Below are 17,946 nucleotides of genomic sequence, written 5' to 3' on the forward strand. Positions count from 1 at the left end.
ATACGAACTACCAAAAGGAGCTTATGTGAGCGAAAACAATATGATAATGCATTTCAACGAAGAAGAATTTGTCATGAGTGTGCTCGACTTTGCCGTAAAGGGGAAACATAACCAGTACAATACCATGGCGGCAGGGCTGGCGGGAATGACCATTGGCATAAGAAAAGAAAAAATCCGTGCAGCCGTTGAAAATTTTGAAAGCCTTGAACACCGCATGGAAAAAGTGCTCACCGTTCGGGGCGTTGAATTTATCAACGACAGCAAAGCCACCAACGTTAACAGCACCTGGTATGCGCTGGAAACCATGGAACGTCCGGTAGTGCTGATATTGGGCGGAATTGATAAAGGCAACGACTACAGCACCATCCTTGAACTGGTAAAAGAAAAGGTAAAAGCCATTGTGTGCATGGGTGTTGATAACCGGAAAATCCATGAGGCGTTCGGTAAGGATGTGGAAGTGATGGTAAATACGTCAGGCGCAAAAGAGGCTGTTCATGCCGCTTTCCATTTGGCCAATAAAGGCGATGTGGTGCTGCTTAGTCCGGCATGCTCAAGCTTTGACCTGTTTAAAAACTATGAAGACAGGGGAAGGCAGTTCAAAGAGGCGGTAAGAGAGTTGTAAAAGTTTATGGTTTGTGATTTATGGTTTATAGTTGAGAGGGACTGGTCAGTATTTTTTGGATGGCAGAATAATCTCAAATCACAAATTTGAAATTTGAAATTAATTTATGCAGGCATTATTAAATAAAACGAGGGGCGATAAGGTGATTTGGGTAGCGGTAATACTGCTCACCCTGCTCAGCCTGCTGGTCATTTACAGCAGTACAGGCACGCTTGCTTACCGCCTGTCTAAAAGTGCCGAATCATACCTGTTCAAGCAGTTCGCATTTACTGCTATCGGCTTTATGATCATTTACTTTGCGCACCGGATCAATTATACATTGTATTCCCGTGCTGCACTGATCCTGTTTATAATTTCCATACCGTTACTGATCTATACGCTTTTTTTTGGTGCCGAAATCAATGAAGGCACCCGCTGGATCAAGCTGCCTATCGTTAACCTTACTTTTCAAACATCCGACCTTGCCCGGCTGGCATTGTTCATGTACCTGTCGCGGCAGCTCAGCCGTTCACAAAAAGATATTAAAGACTTTAAGCAGGGGTTCCTTCCGCTTATCATACCCGTGGGCATCATCTGTGCTCTAATCGCGCCGGCCAATTTATCAACCGCTTTATTGATCGGCGCTACCAGCCTGCTGCTGATGTTCATTGGCAGGGTAAACCTCAGGCACATAGCGGCAACCATAGGCATTGCACTGATACCATTGATCTTTTTGGTAAGTATTGCTTTTGCGTATTACGACAAAGCAGATCACCAGTCAAAAGAGCTGCCGGCCGTATTGAGCGTTGGCCGTATCCCCACATGGATAAAACGCATACAGGATTTTGCCTATGCCGATAAAATAGAGACTGCCTACCAGGTACAACAGGCCAAAATAGCCATTGCCAAAGGGGGCTGGTTCGGACTTGGTCCGGGCAATAGTGAGCAGCGCAATTTTTTACCACACCCCTACAGTGATTTTATATATGCCATCATTATTGAGGAATACGGGTTAGTGGGTGGAGTGCTGATACTGTTCATGTACCTGCTGTTCCTGTTCAGGAGCATACGCATTTTCAAAAAATGCCCATTCGCTTTTGGCGCGTTCCTGGCTTTGGCACTGAGCTTTACGCTGGTCATACAGGCGCTGGTTAATATGGCGGTAAACGTAAACCTGTTCCCGGTTACGGGGGTACCTCTGCCGCTGGTGAGCATGGGCGGGAGCAGCTTTTTATTTACCTGCATGTCCATAGGCATTATATTAAGCGTGGCAAGGAACGCCGAAAAGCTGGAAGGGAAAGCACAGGTAGCCGGAACACGATCAAACAATGAACCATAAATAAATAAAAGGCATTGGCAAAAAAAATAATTATAGCAGGAGGAGGAACAGGTGGTCATATTTTCCCGGCGATAGCCATTGCCAATGCATTAAAAAGAAAGGACAACACGACAGAGATACTGTTTGCAGGAGCGAAAGGAAAAATGGAAATGGAAAAAGTGCCACAGGCCGGCTATGCCATTAAGGGTTTGGATATAGCAGGCTTCAACCGTAGTTCTTTGATCAAAAATATTGGATTGCCTTTTAAGCTCATCAAAAGCTTTTTGCAGGTGCGAAAGATCGTGAACGAGTTTAAACCCGATGGGGTGATCGGGGTTGGCGGCTACTCCAGCTTCCCTGTGCTGCGTTATGCACAGCAAAAGAGGATTGCCACTTTCATTCATGAGGCCAATTCGTTCGCAGGAAAAACAAATATCCTGCTGGGTAAAAGAGCAACCAGGATTTTCACAGGCAGCGACGGGATGGAAAAATTTTTCCCGGCCGAAAAAATACGGGTTACCGGCAATCCTGTAAGGGAAGCGATCGTGAACAGCAGCATCAGCAGAGAGGAAGCCCTCCTTTCTTTTGGATTGAACCCCGGAAAGAAAACGATCCTGGTAACCGGCGGAAGTCTTGGCGCGAGATCCATTAACGAAGCCATTGCCGCCCATATAGCAGATTTTGAAAAAAGCAACCTGCAGTTGATCTGGCAAACAGGAAAACTTTTTACGGAGCAGGCCCGGCAGTTGGCCCGCGGAAAAGAAAATATATGGACCAATGATTTCATAAACCGGATGGAAAACGCCTTTGCCGCTGCTGATGTAGTGATATCCAGGTCGGGAGCCATGTCGGTTGCCGAATTGTGTGTGGCAAAACAGGCGGTGATATTTGTGCCCTTTCCGTTTGCAGCCGAAGATCATCAAACGGCAAATGCTGATCGCCTGGCAAAAAAGCAGGCCGCACTGGTTGTTAAAGACAGTGAAGCAAAAACTGTTTTAGCAGCAAAGGCAATGGCACTGGCTTTAAATGATGCGGAACAGGAGCAATTGAAAAGCAATATTGCCGCGCTGGCTGTAACCAACGCAGATGATGTGATCGCAAAAGAAGTGCTGGAAGCAATCTGACCCGAAATGAATGAAAGAGATCAACAACATAAAGGAAGTTTATTTTATAGGTATCGGAGGTATTGGCATGAGCGCATTGGCAAGGTATTTTAAAGCAAAGGGGAAAAAAGTAAGCGGTTACGATAAAACGGAAACCGTGCTCTCAAAACAACTGGTACAGGAAGGAATACCGGTATACTATGAAGATGATGAAAAGTACATAGCTAAAGGAGCAGATATAATAGTATATACGCCCGCTGTTCCGAAGGAACACAAAGGGTTGTTGTATTACCGGCAAAACGGCTACCCTGTTTTAAAGCGAAGCGATGTGCTGGGTGAGATCACCAAAAGTTCTTTTAATATATGCATTGCAGGAACACATGGCAAAACAACCATCACTACTATGACGGCGCACCTGCTCCGCCATTCGGGTTATGGGTGTAATGCCTTTTTGGGTGGTATAGCAGCCAATTATAACAGCAATTTCTGGAGCAGCGAAAGAAATGTGTGCGTGGTGGAAGCGGATGAATACGACAGAAGCTTTTTAAAGCTCCAGCCCGATATTGCTGCTATCAGTGCAATGGATGCCGACCACCTGGATATATATGGTACCGAAGATAAAATGCAACAGGCCTTTGTAGATTTTGCCGGCAAAGTAAAAAAAGGAGGAACCTTATTGAGCAAGTACGGGCTTGCAAAAGAAAATGACCTGAAAGCAGATCATCATTTAACGTACAGCCTGCAAAACAATAACGCCAATGCATATGCAGCGAACATTGCTAACAGGGAAGGCGGCTATACATTCGATGCGTATATAAACGACAGGTGGTTGAAGGATATAGAACTGAATATGGGCGGCCTGCATAATATTGAAAATGCTGTTGCAGCCATTGCCATTGCAAAGCAACTGCATATTGAAGATGAAAAAATAAAAGCGGCCGTAGCAGCTTTTAAAGGAGTAAAAAGGAGATTTGAATACATCATCCCTCCTGCCGGTAAAAAAGCAACGGTATATATTGATGATTATGCGCACCACCCGGCAGAACTGGAAGCTTTGATCAAAGGTGTGAAACTGTTGTTCGCAGATAAAAAATGCACAGTGGTTTTTCAACCGCATTTGTTCAGTCGCACCAGAGACCTGGCAGAAGCATTTGCGGCAAGCTTAGACATGGCAGATGAAGTGATATTGTTACCGGTTTACCCGGCAAGGGAATTACCGGTAGAAGGAGTAACCAGCAGGCTGATACTTGACAAAATGAAAAATGAATACAAGCACCTGATGAATAAAGAAGAAACGCTGAACTGGATAAGAAAACACTATGACAAAAACAAACCCGGTGTTTTAATTACATCCGGGGCGGGAGATATTGATCAGATGGTTCAGGCTGTAAAGGGGATACTGGAAGGAGGTAAGTGGTGAATAGTGAGTAGTGAGTGGTGAGTAGTGAGTAGTGAGTGGTGAGTGGTGAGTGCCCGCCCGGCTGAACACCGTTCGGACGGGTAAGTAGTAAGTTCAAACATCGTTTAATAAATATGCGGTTAAGCAAAAGAAAAATATGGAGGTTCATGGCTGCTGCCTTGTGGGTAGCGGCAGGAGTAGCGCTGCTGGTGCTGCTGATCGCCGCTATACGCAAGAGGGACGATAAAATATGCAAAGGAGTAGAGATAGAGATCACCGATATAGAAAACAATCTTTTCGCTGATAAGAATGATATAAGAGGGATGCTGACATATATGATGCCCGATATTAAAGGCAGGGCGCTGGCCGAATTTAACCTGCTGAAGATGGAGCAAACCCTCGAAGGCAATGTTTGGATAAAAGATGCTGAATTGTTCTTTGATAACAACGAAGTACTGCAGGTGAGAATAAAAGAAAGGGAGCCGTTGGCAAGGATCTTTACAACAGGCGGCAAAAGCTATTATATAGACAAAGAGCTTGTTCGCCTGCCGCTGAGCAGCAAATTTTCGGCAGTGGTACCGGTTTTTACGAACTGCCCTTTAGACAAAACAAAATGGAACAGGGCAGACAGCGTATTGCTGCTGCAGGTGAGGGCGATCAGCGAATTTATAAGATCTGATCCGTTTTGGATGGCACAAATAGAGCAGGTGGATTATACAGCTAAAAAGGAATTTGAGCTGTCGCCGCAAATCGGGGAGCATACCATTATACTGGGAAACGGGTATAACCTGGAGTCAAAATTCAGGAAGCTGTATATATTTTATAAAGAAGTGCTGGCAAAAGCAGGATGGAATGCTTATTCTGCCATTAACGTGCAATACAAAGGACAGGTGGTAGCTACACGGAGGGATACCACACGAAATATTATCATTAGAAATCAATCAAACAATACCAACAGTTACACAAAGCAATAAACCAACCACCATGAACACTGAACAACCCATTATTGTAGGACTGGATATCGGAACTACCAAGATCGCCGCCATAGCAGGGCGAAAAAACGAGTACGGCAAATTAGAAATATTAGGTTTCGGAAGGGCCAACAGCAACGGCGTGCAACATGGCATGGTATTGAACATTGATCAAACCATTAAAGCCATACAATCTGCTCTGGAAAACTGCTATGCTTCCAATCCCAACCTCGAGATCAGTGAAGTGTATGTAGGTATCGCCGGCCATCATATTAAGAGTTTGCAAACAAGAGGCGATATTGTACGGCAAAATACGGATGAGGAAATTGCACAGAGCGAAATTGACCAGTTGATCTATAACCAGTACAAAACCTATATTCCTGCCGGCGACCAGATCATTGATGTGATACCACAGGAATTTACCGTTGATAACTTTCAGAATATCACTAATCCTATAGGCTATAGCGGTGTTAAAGTGGGCGCCAACTTTCATATTATTACCGGCGACCGGAACGCTATCCGCAATATCAACAGGAGCGTTGAGAAATCGGCGCTCACCGTAAAAGACCTTGTATTACAGCCCCTGGCATCGGCTGCTGCCGTAATGTGTGAGCAGGACCTGGAAGCAGGTGTAGTGATCGTGGATATAGGTGGCGGCACAACAGATCTTGCGGTGTTTTATGAAGGCATTTTAAAACATACTGCCGTTATTCCTTTTGGTGGTGAAAATATTACCAATGATATTAAGACCGGCCTGGGTGTTTTAAAAACACAGGCCGAGCAAATGAAAGTGCAGTTTGGGAGCGCATTGACAGACGAGGCCAAAAGCAACGCTTACATTACTATTCCGGGGTTGCGCGGCATGACGCCAAAGGAGATCAGCGTAAAAAACCTTGCCGGTATCATACAGGCCAGGATGAGTGAAATATTAGACTTTGTTACCTATCATCTGAAACAGGTAGGGCTCGAAAATAAAATGCTTAATGGAGGTATCATTCTTACCGGCGGCGGCTCACAGCTTAAACACCTGATCCAGCTTGCCGAGTATACAACCGGGCTTGATGCACGCATAGGATTTCCTAATGAGCACCTGGCCTCCGGACATATTGAAGAGCTTACGCGGCCCATGTATGCCACCTGTATCGGGCTAATATTGAAAGGATATAATGTGTATGAAAACTCAATAGACAGGGAAAAATATACCACGCTTATCCCAAAGGAAGAAAAAAAGGAGGAACATGAAACCCGTAAAACAAAGAAAAAGGAAAGAGGCATTGGTGCTGAAAAAACAAAAAAACGTACCAAAAGCCTGAAGGAATTTATGGATTCCATTAAAGGCGGATTGATAGAATTGTTTAAAGAAGAAGGCGACGAACAACTGAAATAACGATGCGGTGATGGGCGATCCTGCAAAGGAGCAAAGCTTCACCTTAAAGAACAATACCATTAAAATAGAATTTCAAAATACGAACTATCCATTATTTCACATCTCTTATTTAGTATAGCACTGATAAGATTAAATTAACCGTTATTATGATACACTTTGATTTGCCTAAAGAGCAATCCTCCATCATTAAAGTAATTGGCGTTGGAGGCGGCGGAAGCAACGCAGTGAACCATATGTTCAGCCAGGACATTGAAGGCGTAAATTTTATTATCTGCAATACAGATGCACAGGCGCTGGCCCTAAGCAAGGTGCCTAATAAAGTGCAACTGGGACCCACGCTCACACAGGGGCTTGGGGCAGGCGCCAATCCTGATATTGGAAGGCAGGCAACCGAAGAAAGCTTAGAAGAAATAAGACGCATATTAGAAGTGAATACCAAGATGGCATTTATTACCGCGGGCATGGGTGGCGGCACGGGCACCGGCGGCGCTCCTATACTGGCTAAAATATGTAAGGACTTAAACATACTTACCGTTGGAATAGTTACCACGCCTTTTGCCTATGAAGGTAAAAAGCGGTTTGCCCAGGCAGAGGAAGGTATAGCAAAACTAAAAGATTATGTAGATACCCTGCTGGTGATCAGCAATGATAAAATGCGCCACCAGTATGGCAATCTTACTATGCGGGCCGCTTTTTCAAAAGCAGACAACGTGCTGGCTACTGCTGCGAAATGTATTACGGATGTGATTAATACAACCGGACAGATCAACGTTGACTTTGCCGACGTTTGTACGGTTATGCGTGATGGTGGTGTGGCCATACTGGGCAGCGCCACAGCCGATGGTGAAAACCGCGCGCAAAAAGCGATCCAGGATGCCATCAATTCACCGCTGCTGAATGACAATGACATCAGTGGCGCCAAATGGATACTGATCAACATTAATTCGGCCGAAGGTGATACGGAGTTTACAATGGATGAGGTAGATACGATACAAAACTACCTCCTAAGCCAGGCGGGTGAGCATACCAATGTAATTATGGGATTAGGATACGATAACTCACTGGGCAACAAAATAGGTATCACATTGATTGCCACAGGATTTGAAAACAAAGCAGTTACCCATGACCCGGTTGAAAAAAAGGAGCAGCAAAACGAAGAAAAGATCATGCTTACCCTTAACGGAAATGAACCGGCGCCACAGGTGGCTCCCGTGGTGGAAACAATAACAGATCCCATGGCGCCACAGATAGTGGAAGTAGCTGAAACAAAGCATTTCATGAGCATAAGCACCGTTTCTCCATCCGTCGAAAAAGTAAAAAATGAGGAGAAAGAAATATTGAACTTGTCAATAACTTCATTACCTTCATTATCTTCCAAAACCATTGAAACCAACACTGAACATCTGCCTGCAGGCACTGAACCGGTTATTTCACCAGTTGATAATAAAACTATATTTAATAAAGAAGCTAGCACCACCCCGACGTCAGGTGGTTATTTATCAAAGCCATCCAACATCTATGCTGAGGAACCTGATCATTTACAATCCAAAACTAATAACCCTGTTGAAGAGCCATCGCCTTTGCAAAGTAATGCATCAACCGACGGGAAGGTAAATGAAATGCAAATGGTGATTAAAGATCCCAATGCGGCGAACGAGTCCGTGGCACGCTCAACTCAAAGCGAAAGCTATTCTGCCGAGGAACCTGCAATGCAGGACGAGGCGGAAGATCAAAAGCGTCGTGCAGCAGAACGTTTAAACAAGTTGCGCAACTTGTCGTACAATGTTAATGCTGCCGATTCAAACAATGAGTTTGAAACTGTGCCGGCTTATGTTCGCCGCAATTTTCATTTAAAGGATGCCCTGGCCTCGGTTGAGAAATTTTACAACAACTACACGGTTAAAACAGATGAAAACGATAAAACACAAATAAGCACCATCAACACGTTTTTAGATGGAGAAAAGCCGGACTGATATGGTGAGTAGTCAATGGTGAGTAGTCAATAGTGAATGGTGAGAAAGTAAAAGACAAAACCCGAATAGCTTTAGCCCTACAAAAAAACACATTTTCACAGCAATATATTTATAAGAGACGCCAGGGCCTTATACCTGCCGTCTCTTTTTTATAGGTTAACATTGCTTACTTTTACCAGTCATAATGGCAACAGTACTTATAACAGGCGGAACACGCTTAATAGGCAGCAGACTTACCGGATTGCTTATTGAAAAAGGATACCGGGTTATTGTTCTCACCCGGAACGAAAAGAAACAAAACGAAGACGATACCTCAAATCCCTCCTACGCCATATGGAATCCTGCCGAAGCAGTTATAGACACAAAAGCTGTGCAGCAGTCTGATTATATTATCAACCTTGCAGGGGCAGGAATTGCAGATAAGCGATGGACAGCCAAAAGAAAAATTGAAATTGCTGAAAGCAGGATAAAAAGCGCACAACTCATTGTAAACGCGTTAAAGGAAAATGCCAACAAGGTAAAAGCCGTTATCAATGCTTCTGCCATGGGCTGGTATGGCGACGACAGCCGGTTACAAAGGCAGCACAAGTCCTTTACAGAAGATATGACTGCCGCACCCGGGTTTATGGGACAAACCTGTAAAGCATGGGAGGAAAGCATTGAACCGGTAACAGCAATAGGAAAAAGACTGGTTAAAATCAGAACCGGCCTGGTGCTTAGCATGAAGGGCGGGGCACTAAAATCATTTGCACGGCCTGTTGGCTTTGGGATAGCAACCATATTGGGCAACGGCAAACAAATGCAAAGCTGGATACACATTGATGATATATGCCGTATGTATATCCACGCTATAGAAAACGAGGAGATGAATGGCGCTTACAATGCCGCTGCTCCCAAACCTGTTGACAACAAAACGCTGGTTATTGAACTGGCGCAAAAAATGAAAGGATCGTTTTATATTACAGCATATGTTCCGCATTTTATATTAAAATGGATGCTCGGTGAAATGAGTACTGAACTGGTTAAAAGCATTACCCTGAACGATGATAAAATCCGTGCAACCGGATTTCAATTTATATTTCCCTCCGTTGAAGCCGCATTGAACGATTTGGCGTGAAGGTATGAGGTATCAGGTATGAGGTTTCAGGTTTCAGGTCACAGGTTTCAGGGTGCTGATCGCGTAGCCAACAACCTTTTCGAATTTAGGAAGTTTAGGTTTTGGGTTTTGGGCTGATGACAGGTATTGGTTTCCCAATAGAGTTCATTAATAGCAGATAGCCAATTGCTTGTATCTGATAGACAGCTCTACCCTCTACCCTACACCTTATACCCTCTACCTTTACTGCAGGTTTCAGGGAAAATTCATTTAAATGCTGGCATATCATTCATTATTTGCAGTTTATCGCTATGGTTAGATCATTCAGATTTTTGATTTGATATTGCATTTACCTTTGGATTTCGAGCTTATGGATTCGGATTTCAGATTTGAAATTTATTTGGCTCTTGCCTTTTGGTTCCTGGTACTTTCAGGGTATCAGGTTGCATCGCTGAAAGCCGATAGTCCACGGCCATAGCCGACAGCCCCTTTCGGCTTTCATTCATCTGTAAATTGCTTCCTGTTCTAACAGATTTATATTAGGTTTGTCTGCAAAAAGCCCTTTTACATGAAAAATACATTCCTGCTGCTTACAGCCTTTGCTTTTTTTATTTCCTGTAACTATCGCGAAACGGTTCGGGGAAATGGCAATGCCATCACCGAGTCAAGAACAGTTAGTAGTTTCAGGGGCGTTCAACTCCGGGGCTCCATGAACGTACGTCTCATAAAAGGGGCAGATCATGCCGTAACAGTTGAAGGAGAAGAGAATATTCTTCCGTATCTGGAGACCTATGTAAACGATGGCAAATTAATCGTAAAATACAGGGATGGCATTAACATCAATACCCGTGAAGACTTAGTAGTAAACGTAACCGTTCCTGAACTGGACGAGATTGAAGTTACCGGATCAGGAGATATTACGGGAGAGAACAAATTCCTGGGCGATGAAAAGATAAAAGTTGAAGTAACCGGGTCTGGTGATGTAAACCTTGAACTGGATGCTCCTGCAGTGGAAGCATCAATAACTGGTTCTGGAGATATTGATCTTAGGGGTAGTACCAAACACATTAAATGCAGCACCACCGGCAGCGGTGAAATTGATGCCTCCGGACTAAAGTCCGAAAATGCCACCGTAAGAACCCTGGGCAGCGGAAGCATCAGGGTATTCGCCAGCGTAAAACTTGATGCCACGATTAATGGCAGCGGCGATATTGCTTATAAAGGAGGCGCCTCTGTTTCTTCAAAAATTCATGGTAGTGGAACGGTAAAAGCGATAGATTAAAGATTGCAGGGTTGCAGGTTACAGGGTTGCCGGTTCCATATCGTAATCTTTAACCACATGATATAAAGTATCCCTTTCTATCGGCCTGCGTTTTACCTGCTTTATAAGAGCTACCAGTTCATTGGTATTCATTGCGGGATTTTGCTCTTCACTTCCGGCCATGGCATAAATCTTTGTGGTATCATCAATGGTGCCGTCCATATCATTTACGCCAAACGAAAGGGTGAGTTGTGCATTTTGTCTTCCAAGCATAGGCCAATAGGCTTTCAGGTGCGGGAAGTTATCCATGAACAAACGTGCCACAGCGTACATCTTCATATCTTCAACTACAGATGACTCCGGTACATCGCTCATTTCATTATTGCGATTACGGAATTTTAAAGGAATAAATGTATTGAACCCACCTGTTTTATCCTGCAGGTCGCGCAGCCTTTTCATATGATCAATGCGGTGCCAGTATTTTTCAATATGGCCATACAGCATAGTAGCGTTGCTGTGCATACCAAGTGCGTGAGCCACTTCGTGGATGCGTAACCAGCCTTCCGCATCTACTTTATCGTCGCATATTTGCTGCCGGATCTCGGGATGAAAAATTTCTGCCCCGCCACCCGGCAAAGAATCCAAACCCGCTTCATGCAGTAGCTGCATCCCCTCTTCAACCGAAAGCTTTGCCTTGCGGATCATGTAATCCAGTTCAACAGGTGTAAACCCTTTAATATGCAGCCCCGGACGATGCGCCTTGATCTGCCGCATAAGGTCTGCAAAAAAATGCAGGTTCATTTTTGGATGAACACCACCCACAATATGCACTTCCGTAACCGGCTTGTCATCATAGCTGCGTACGATATCCATCATCTGCCCAGCACTCAGTTCCCAGCCTTCTTCGCGGTGCGCATATAAACGGCTGTAAGAACAAAATTTACAACTGAATACACATACATTGGTGGGCTCAATATGGAAATTGCGGTTGAAGTACGTATTATCGCCATGCAGTCTTTCTCTTACGAGGTTGGCAAAGGCACCAACAAAAGACAAACCGCCCTTTTCAAAAAGCACAAGCCCGTCTTCTTCTGATAGCCTTTCCTGATTTAATATTTTTTCGCCTGCTACACGCAACTCCGGTAAAAGGCCCGGCTGATGAAGAAATCTTTCTGCCGACAAATGTCTGTTCATAATACAATGATCCTTTATGATGAGAAGGGCAAAGATACGGCGAAAAGTGAGTTGTGCTTATGCAGCGGGATCATACAATACGCAAGAGTTATTGACCTGATGTATTCCAGTATATTTTAAGATTTTTGGTAGCTCTTCCTGAAGCAACAATATCCGGCTTGCCATCGCCGTTCAAATCCATAACCTGTATATCTTCACAAGCCATTCCATTATTGTCTATCCAGTACGATTGCCATTGCATACCGCCGGCACCCGTTTTCACATACAGCTTCACGCCTACTTTTCCTTCTTTATCCGGCGATCGCCACCCGGCTACTACCTGGTCGCTTCCAACGCCCAAAAAATCAGCAACAGCCAGTGCATGCCCTTCCTTTACATCATCATCCAGCACCACCCGCTTTGCATCACCTTCATTTTTCAGATATACCACCACCGCTGTGCCATGCATTGGCTCAATAGTGGCAATAAAATCTTTGCCTGCCGCAAGGCTTCCCACACGCACTTCACCCGCACCTTGTTCTATACCTTTTAAAATTTCCGCTTTGCCCGTGGTTTGTTCGGGAAAGCCGGTTGCTATAAACCTAACGCCTTCTTTTCCTGCTACATATAAACCGCTTTGCTTTTCATTACCGGACCGCTTAAAATCAAAATTATGTGTAAGGTGCATTGCAGAATCTAAGACATATGTTTTCCATTCGCCTTTTTTATTAGCCGCATATTCATAAGCCATTATTTTAACCCCGGCTCCTTCGCCCCCTTTATTCCCCCGCCCGTGAAGCGGCAATACAACGAGGTAGTATTGCCCGCTTGCCGATTTTACCCATTTCATGCGATGCGTGGTGGGCTCATGCGGCAACCGTACAGGTTCCCACAATTGTTGAGGATCAACAGGTCTTTTCAAATAAAATATTGCGCCCGACTGTTCTGCATTGCTTGTTTCCGAAGGATTCCACTGGGCGCCAACAGCTACTTCCACTTTCCCATCGCCGTTGATATCCTGAGCAGCAATGCACACATTGTCATGCCCGGTAAGGTTTTCCGCTATCACTCTTCTTTTCCAGTCGCCGTTGCGGTACCATACGATCTGCTTTTTATCGGCAAGCATAATATCGGGACTCCCGTCGCCATCCACATCACCCAGCGCCACGCCATATCCTATGGATACAGTACTGTCTATAACCTGCTCCCGGAACTGCGGTGTTGGCGGACCAACAAATGGCAGCCACCATTGTATAAAGAAAACAAAAAGCATGTTCTAAAGTTATGGATTTTGTTTTAAAACAAATGGCGGGCTAACGGTCACTTCATTATTTAAAACGCTTAAACGGCAAATACGGCCAACGTAAAAAGCAATGACGGTTCAATGGGTTCAGCATTCCGAATAATCAGGGGCAAAAATCCCGTTTACCGCTATTACCGATGAGATCGCGATCTCCGACCCGTCCTGCATCAGCAGGAAGGGCTGCAATGAGCCGGTTGCAATGGAACCGATCATGCCTTCGTAACGGGTTAGTCCGTTGTTGTCGTATAACAATGATACCTTTTTCTGTTCTGCATGCAGTTGCTCCAGGATCTGAAAAAAAGATTGCTCGTCGCTGACCGTTATTCGTGTATCCATGATTGTTATATTTTTAGTACAACCAGTAAATAATTGTGTAATCAGTTTTCATTCACGCAGCAGCTGAATCAAAGCAGGTCGTCCGGGATGTTGATGACGGCTCCGTTCAGGGCATCATTGATAAAGATCTGGCAGGATAGCCTGGTATTTTGTCCTACCCCGCCTTTCTTTGCTATGGTTGACTGCTCATTCCGTTCTAAGGTCAACAATCCGTCATCCGGTGCGGTTACCTCCACCATGCAGGTAGCGCACCTGCCCTGTCCGCCGCATTGTCCAAAATCCTCCATATATATTTTATCATTCAGCAGCACCATAAGGTTCCGGTATTCATTTTCATAGGTTTGTACCGTATATTCTTCTCCAAACCCTGTTACAACAAACGAAATAACCTTTCTTTCTCCATTCATTATATTCTATTTACAGCAGGCATGTCCTTTGGGGAAGGGTTTTTCAAATATTCAATACTGATTTTATGCCATACTGATCCTGATGCAAAGTTAGTAAAAGTATGTGCCGCGCAGAATACATACTTCGGGCACGGTATTACGCCGGGTCCTGCCAGCCTGTCCTATATTGGGACAATGCAGAGACCCGGCTGGGAAAAAAATTACTGCATGTTTAATCTCCGTTCAAACTTTAAAGCCGAAACACCAAAAAAAACGCTCTACATCACGTTAGTGGCATTCGCATTGATCTTATCCAAAATGCTTATCACTTTGTGGCTTGTTCAACAGGAAATACGCCGGTGATACCTTCATGATTGATTTCTGTAAAGGGCACATCGAAAAGCATTTTATTATCTATTGTTCCTTTTACAGATAAGAAATCAATCAGCCGGTTGATAAATGTTTGCTGGTCTGCAGTGAGTTTTGTATTGCCCAGGAATTCTGAGAAAGCTTCTTTAGCTGCATTAATATCCAACCCGATTATGCTTCGGATAAACTGGGCCAGTGATTGCCCGTCCAGCGTTTTTTCCAATGCTTCTTTACTCATAGTTCCATCCATTGAAAGGATCATCTTTTCCAATCCATCAAGCTCTTTTTTAGTGATTGGTTTATTATTCTTAATCCGGTGGATGGTAATGTGGCTTTGATTTTCTCTTACAAATCTTTCAATTCGCTTCCGGTAAGGCTCCAGGTTTATTTCACCAAGGGGAAATTCATCTTCTCCGATATTCGCAGTGAACTCATCCTCAAAGTTGGTATAAAGTACAGGCTTGCTTGTTTTATCAATGAATTTAACCAGGTCTCTCAATGCGATCCGGTGGTCATGTAAAGCTATAACAGAAGGTGCCTCCCAATATTCATCAGCAGCCATTGCCTCAATCAAAGGCTCTTCTTTCTTAACTGCAGGTATTGTCATCTTTCTTAACAGTCCGGTTACCAGTGATTGTACCTGTTTCTGATAATAAGTTTGCCCCGGTAATTGTTCAAGTATATTAATCTGCAATTTCAGCATCAGCAAATCAAAGCGCCTTGCCGCTTCATCACTGGAATCATCTAAGTACAAATGAGAGAGGTGTTTTTCAATTTCAAGAACGGAAAGCTGCTCCAATCCATTCCATTGCTGCCTGTCTTTATACTTCTCCACGTACCTGTGTTCCATTTTTACCCTGAAATCTTCCTTAGGGTTCATGGCAACAACTATACTATGCAATTCATCCAGCAAAGTATTTCTTAAAATTTTCCCGCCTTCAATATCCTTACGCTGTAATAAAAAAGCAATATGAAGTTTATCCTTAAATATCTGCCGGCTCAGCGAGCCATAAGATTTACCGTCATCTTCTTCAATCTGTGCACTAAAAAATTCCAGGTTGCCGCATACATCAAATACAAGAAAGTGCGTCTTATCAATGCCGGGCCCAAAAATACCAGGACATAACCTGGTGCCTCTTCCTATCATCTGCCAAAATTTGGCTTTGCTGCGAACCGGTTTAAAGAAAACAAGATTCAATATTTCAGGAATATCAATGCCTGTATCAAGCATATCTACCGAAACGGCAATTTGCAGATCTTTAGCCGGGTCTGAAAATTGATTGAGCAGGTTCTGGGCATATTTCTCATAATTATCTATGATGCGCAACACTTTGCCGGCATATTGAGGATAACGTGCATTGAAACAATCCCGGATAAATTCTGCGTGGCTGTGATTCTTTGCGAATATGATCGTCTTGCCGATCTTATCACCCCCTTCAATTTTCAACCCATGCTCCATTAGTGTATCCAGCACTTTGTTTACCGTATCCCTGTTAAACAACCAGGTGTTTATGGCGCTGCTGCTTACTTCATCGGGTACATATCCATAACTGTCTAAAAATTCCTGTTCGTATGCTGCTTTCTCTTCATCAGTTAAATCCTCGTATCTTATTCCCTGTCTTGGAAATTTTAATGGTAGCGGAAAAGCTCTCGGGGGAACCAGGTATTCGTCTTTTACCGCTTCATTCAATTCGTAGGCATACGTGGGATTGTGCGGCTCCAGGCCAAACAATTCATAAGTATCCCTGTCGGCATCCGCTTTGGGGGTTGCTGTTAATCCAATCAGCAACGCATCAAAATATTCAAAGATGGCCCGGTACTTTTCATAAACGCTCCGGTGCGCTTCATCTATGATCACCACATCAAAATGTCCTACACCGTAATACCGATGCCCTTCGGTTTTAGCGGTATCTATCCGGTTCATCATGGTGGGATAGGTGCTGAAAACAATCCGGCTGCTGGTATCTTCTTCTTCCCTGGTTAAATCAATAGCCGTAAGATTAGGCAGGTATTGATTAAATGCATTCTTTGCTTGTGTAACCAGCGCATTCCTGTCGGCAAGAAATAATATTTTCTTGGCCCAGTTTGCTTTCGTTAGTAAATCAACGATCGCCGCAGCAGTTCTTGTTTTGCCGCTGCCGGTAGCCATTACCAGCAATACAGCCCTGGCCCTCTTCTCCAATGATTCTGCTACTCTTTTAATGGCAATCTCCTGGTAATACCGGCCGGCTATCTCTTTATTGACGGATTGCTCAGATAATTTTTTCCTGCTTTCACGCCGGTTGATCTGCAGTTCTAATTCACTCTTTGTATAAAATCCATATACTTTGCGGGGTGGATAAAATACATCATCCCAAATATGCGTATCAAATCCATTCGTATAAAAGATAACAGGCCTTTGTCCGAATTTCTTTTCCAGACAATCCGCATACAACTCTGCCTGGTGCTGGCCCACATGCGGGTCTATCAATGTTTTCTTTGCTTCCACTACTGCCAAAGGCTTTCCATCATCACCCCATAATACATAATCCGCATATCCAATGCCCTGGTTATTGGGCATTCCGCTTACTTCATATTCGGCTACACCAGTTGCACCGGGATCCCAGCCTGCTTCACGCAGTAATGCATCAATATAAATAAGCCTGGTTTCTTTTTCACCAACAGATACCGGAACAACTACATGCCTGTTCTCTTCTTTTATCAGGTGAACAGCATCGAGCTTCTGTTGTAAAGCTGCTAACCGTTGCTGATTGCGCAGCAATTCCTCATTGGCTCTTTGCATTTGCTTTTGTGATTCCTCAAACTGTGTGGCAAGCTTCGATATTTCTTCCTTGCTCCTGTCTTCCTTGTGGCCCCCGGCAGCTATCGGGGGAACAATACTTTCATCAAACCTTGCAACAGGCGTTTGGCTGCGGCTGTATATGCGAACTACCCATAAGGCGAAATCAAATAAATACTTTACTGATGCCAGTGATTTTTTAGCCTCTGTTCTTTCACTGGTATGTGCAGCGTTGTTTCCGATCTTTCTTAAAACATTGATATTATTCCAAAGTGTGGAAGGCAGCACATCTTTGAAAGTTTGCTCATGCAGCAATGAATTAAGCGTAGTATCATAAGGCAGCTTAACGTCTTTGTCGTTATCATAAATCCATCGTACAAACTCCTCTAAACTTTTCCTGCTCAGGATAGCGCTGTACATCGGCGCCGTATGTACATGCTGCTCTGCTGCCCGTGCTGTTTCCAGCAGGGGCGCAAATTCCTGTTGCAAGA

14 protein-coding genes are annotated in these 17,946 nt (G+C 44.1%); 9 read left to right on the plus strand and 5 right to left on the minus strand.

Annotated features, from left to right (window positions below; all coding sequences use genetic code 11):
- The 9 genes from PLH26_RS04170 to PLH26_RS04210 form a co-directional block, all read left to right on the plus strand.
- The coding region (locus PLH26_RS04170; protein WP_324584731.1) for a Mur ligase family protein at positions 1-622 on the plus strand (622 nt) is incomplete at its 5' end.
- A 106-nt stretch (positions 623-728) separates the two neighbouring features.
- Complete coding sequence (locus PLH26_RS04175; protein WP_324584732.1) at positions 729-1,940, plus strand: FtsW/RodA/SpoVE family cell cycle protein; 1,212 nt, start codon at positions 729-731, stop codon at positions 1,938-1,940.
- Positions 1,941-1,954: 14 nt separating this feature from the next.
- Positions 1,955-3,043: an undecaprenyldiphospho-muramoylpentapeptide beta-N-acetylglucosaminyltransferase gene (gene murG / locus PLH26_RS04180; RefSeq protein WP_324584733.1), complete on the plus strand. Its 1,089-nt coding sequence runs from the start codon at positions 1,955-1,957 to the stop codon at positions 3,041-3,043.
- 10 nt (positions 3,044-3,053) lie between these two features.
- Positions 3,054-4,442 carry a UDP-N-acetylmuramate--L-alanine ligase gene (gene murC / locus PLH26_RS04185; protein WP_324584734.1) on the plus strand — a complete coding sequence of 463 codons (1,389 nt, stop codon included), beginning with the start codon at positions 3,054-3,056 and terminating at the stop codon, positions 4,440-4,442.
- 113 nt (positions 4,443-4,555) lie between these two features.
- Entirely contained in the window at positions 4,556-5,395 is an 840-nt protein-coding gene (locus tag PLH26_RS04190; RefSeq protein ID WP_324584735.1) for a cell division protein FtsQ/DivIB, read from the plus strand.
- A 10-nt stretch (positions 5,396-5,405) separates the two neighbouring features.
- Positions 5,406-6,779, plus strand: a complete 1,374-nt coding sequence (gene ftsA / locus PLH26_RS04195; RefSeq protein WP_324584736.1) for a cell division protein FtsA — start codon at positions 5,406-5,408, stop codon at positions 6,777-6,779.
- 146 nt (positions 6,780-6,925) lie between these two features.
- Entirely contained in the window at positions 6,926-8,752 is a 1,827-nt protein-coding gene (gene ftsZ / locus PLH26_RS04200; protein WP_324584737.1) for a cell division protein FtsZ, read from the plus strand.
- Positions 8,753-8,936: 184 nt separating this feature from the next.
- Positions 8,937-9,869 carry a TIGR01777 family oxidoreductase gene (locus PLH26_RS04205; RefSeq protein WP_324584738.1) on the plus strand — a complete coding sequence of 311 codons (933 nt, stop codon included), beginning with the start codon at positions 8,937-8,939 and terminating at the stop codon, positions 9,867-9,869.
- Between the two features lie 547 nt (positions 9,870-10,416).
- The gene (locus PLH26_RS04210) at positions 10,417-11,130 is read left to right on the plus strand and encodes a head GIN domain-containing protein (RefSeq protein WP_324584739.1); all 714 of its coding nucleotides are present in this window, start codon (positions 10,417-10,419) and stop codon (positions 11,128-11,130) included.
- Positions 11,131-11,148: 18 nt separating this feature from the next.
- Here the strand turns inward: PLH26_RS04210 and mqnE are convergent, their stop codons facing one another.
- From mqnE to PLH26_RS04235, 5 genes are all read right to left on the minus strand, one after another.
- The gene (mqnE, locus tag PLH26_RS04215; RefSeq protein ID WP_324584740.1) at positions 11,149-12,303 is read right to left on the minus strand and encodes an aminofutalosine synthase MqnE; all 1,155 of its coding nucleotides are present in this window, start codon (positions 12,301-12,303) and stop codon (positions 11,149-11,151) included.
- An 88-nt stretch (positions 12,304-12,391) separates the two neighbouring features.
- Positions 12,392-13,555 carry an FG-GAP repeat domain-containing protein gene (locus tag PLH26_RS04220; protein WP_324584741.1) on the minus strand — a complete coding sequence of 388 codons (1,164 nt, stop codon included), beginning with the start codon at positions 13,553-13,555 and terminating at the stop codon, positions 12,392-12,394.
- Between the two features lie 117 nt (positions 13,556-13,672).
- Positions 13,673-13,921, minus strand: coding sequence for a hypothetical protein (locus tag PLH26_RS04225; RefSeq protein ID WP_324584742.1), 249 nt, complete (start codon positions 13,919-13,921; stop codon positions 13,673-13,675).
- Positions 13,922-13,989: 68 nt separating this feature from the next.
- Complete coding sequence (locus PLH26_RS04230) at positions 13,990-14,328, minus strand: 2Fe-2S iron-sulfur cluster-binding protein (protein ID WP_324584743.1); 339 nt, start codon at positions 14,326-14,328, stop codon at positions 13,990-13,992.
- A 304-nt stretch (positions 14,329-14,632) separates the two neighbouring features.
- Positions 14,633-17,944: a DEAD/DEAH box helicase family protein gene (locus PLH26_RS04235; protein ID WP_324584744.1), complete on the minus strand. Its 3,312-nt coding sequence runs from the start codon at positions 17,942-17,944 to the stop codon at positions 14,633-14,635.
- Positions 17,945-17,946 lie beyond the last annotated feature (2 nt).

This window comes from Agriterribacter sp. (assembly GCF_035444585.1).
Classification (GTDB): Bacteria; Bacteroidota; Bacteroidia; order Chitinophagales; family Chitinophagaceae; genus Agriterribacter.

Coding starts and splice junctions, on each gene's coding strand:
- PLH26_RS04175 (WP_324584732.1), top strand. CDS start 729: ATGCAGGCATTATTAAATAAAACGAGGGGCGATAAGGTGATTTGGGTA.
- murC (WP_324584734.1), top strand. CDS start 3,054: ATGAAAGAGATCAACAACATAAAGGAAGTTTATTTTATAGGTATCGGA.
- PLH26_RS04190 (WP_324584735.1), top strand. CDS start 4,556: ATGCGGTTAAGCAAAAGAAAAATATGGAGGTTCATGGCTGCTGCCTTG.
- ftsA (WP_324584736.1), top strand. CDS start 5,406: ATGAACACTGAACAACCCATTATTGTAGGACTGGATATCGGAACTACC.
- ftsZ (WP_324584737.1), top strand. CDS start 6,926: ATGATACACTTTGATTTGCCTAAAGAGCAATCCTCCATCATTAAAGTA.
- PLH26_RS04205 (WP_324584738.1), top strand. CDS start 8,937: ATGGCAACAGTACTTATAACAGGCGGAACACGCTTAATAGGCAGCAGA.
- PLH26_RS04210 (WP_324584739.1), top strand. CDS start 10,417: ATGAAAAATACATTCCTGCTGCTTACAGCCTTTGCTTTTTTTATTTCC.
- mqnE (WP_324584740.1), bottom strand. CDS start 12,303: ATGAACAGACATTTGTCGGCAGAAAGATTTCTTCATCAGCCGGGCCTT.
- PLH26_RS04220 (WP_324584741.1), bottom strand. CDS start 13,555: ATGCTTTTTGTTTTCTTTATACAATGGTGGCTGCCATTTGTTGGTCCG.
- PLH26_RS04225 (WP_324584742.1), bottom strand. CDS start 13,921: ATGGATACACGAATAACGGTCAGCGACGAGCAATCTTTTTTTCAGATC.
- PLH26_RS04230 (WP_324584743.1), bottom strand. CDS start 14,328: ATGAATGGAGAAAGAAAGGTTATTTCGTTTGTTGTAACAGGGTTTGGA.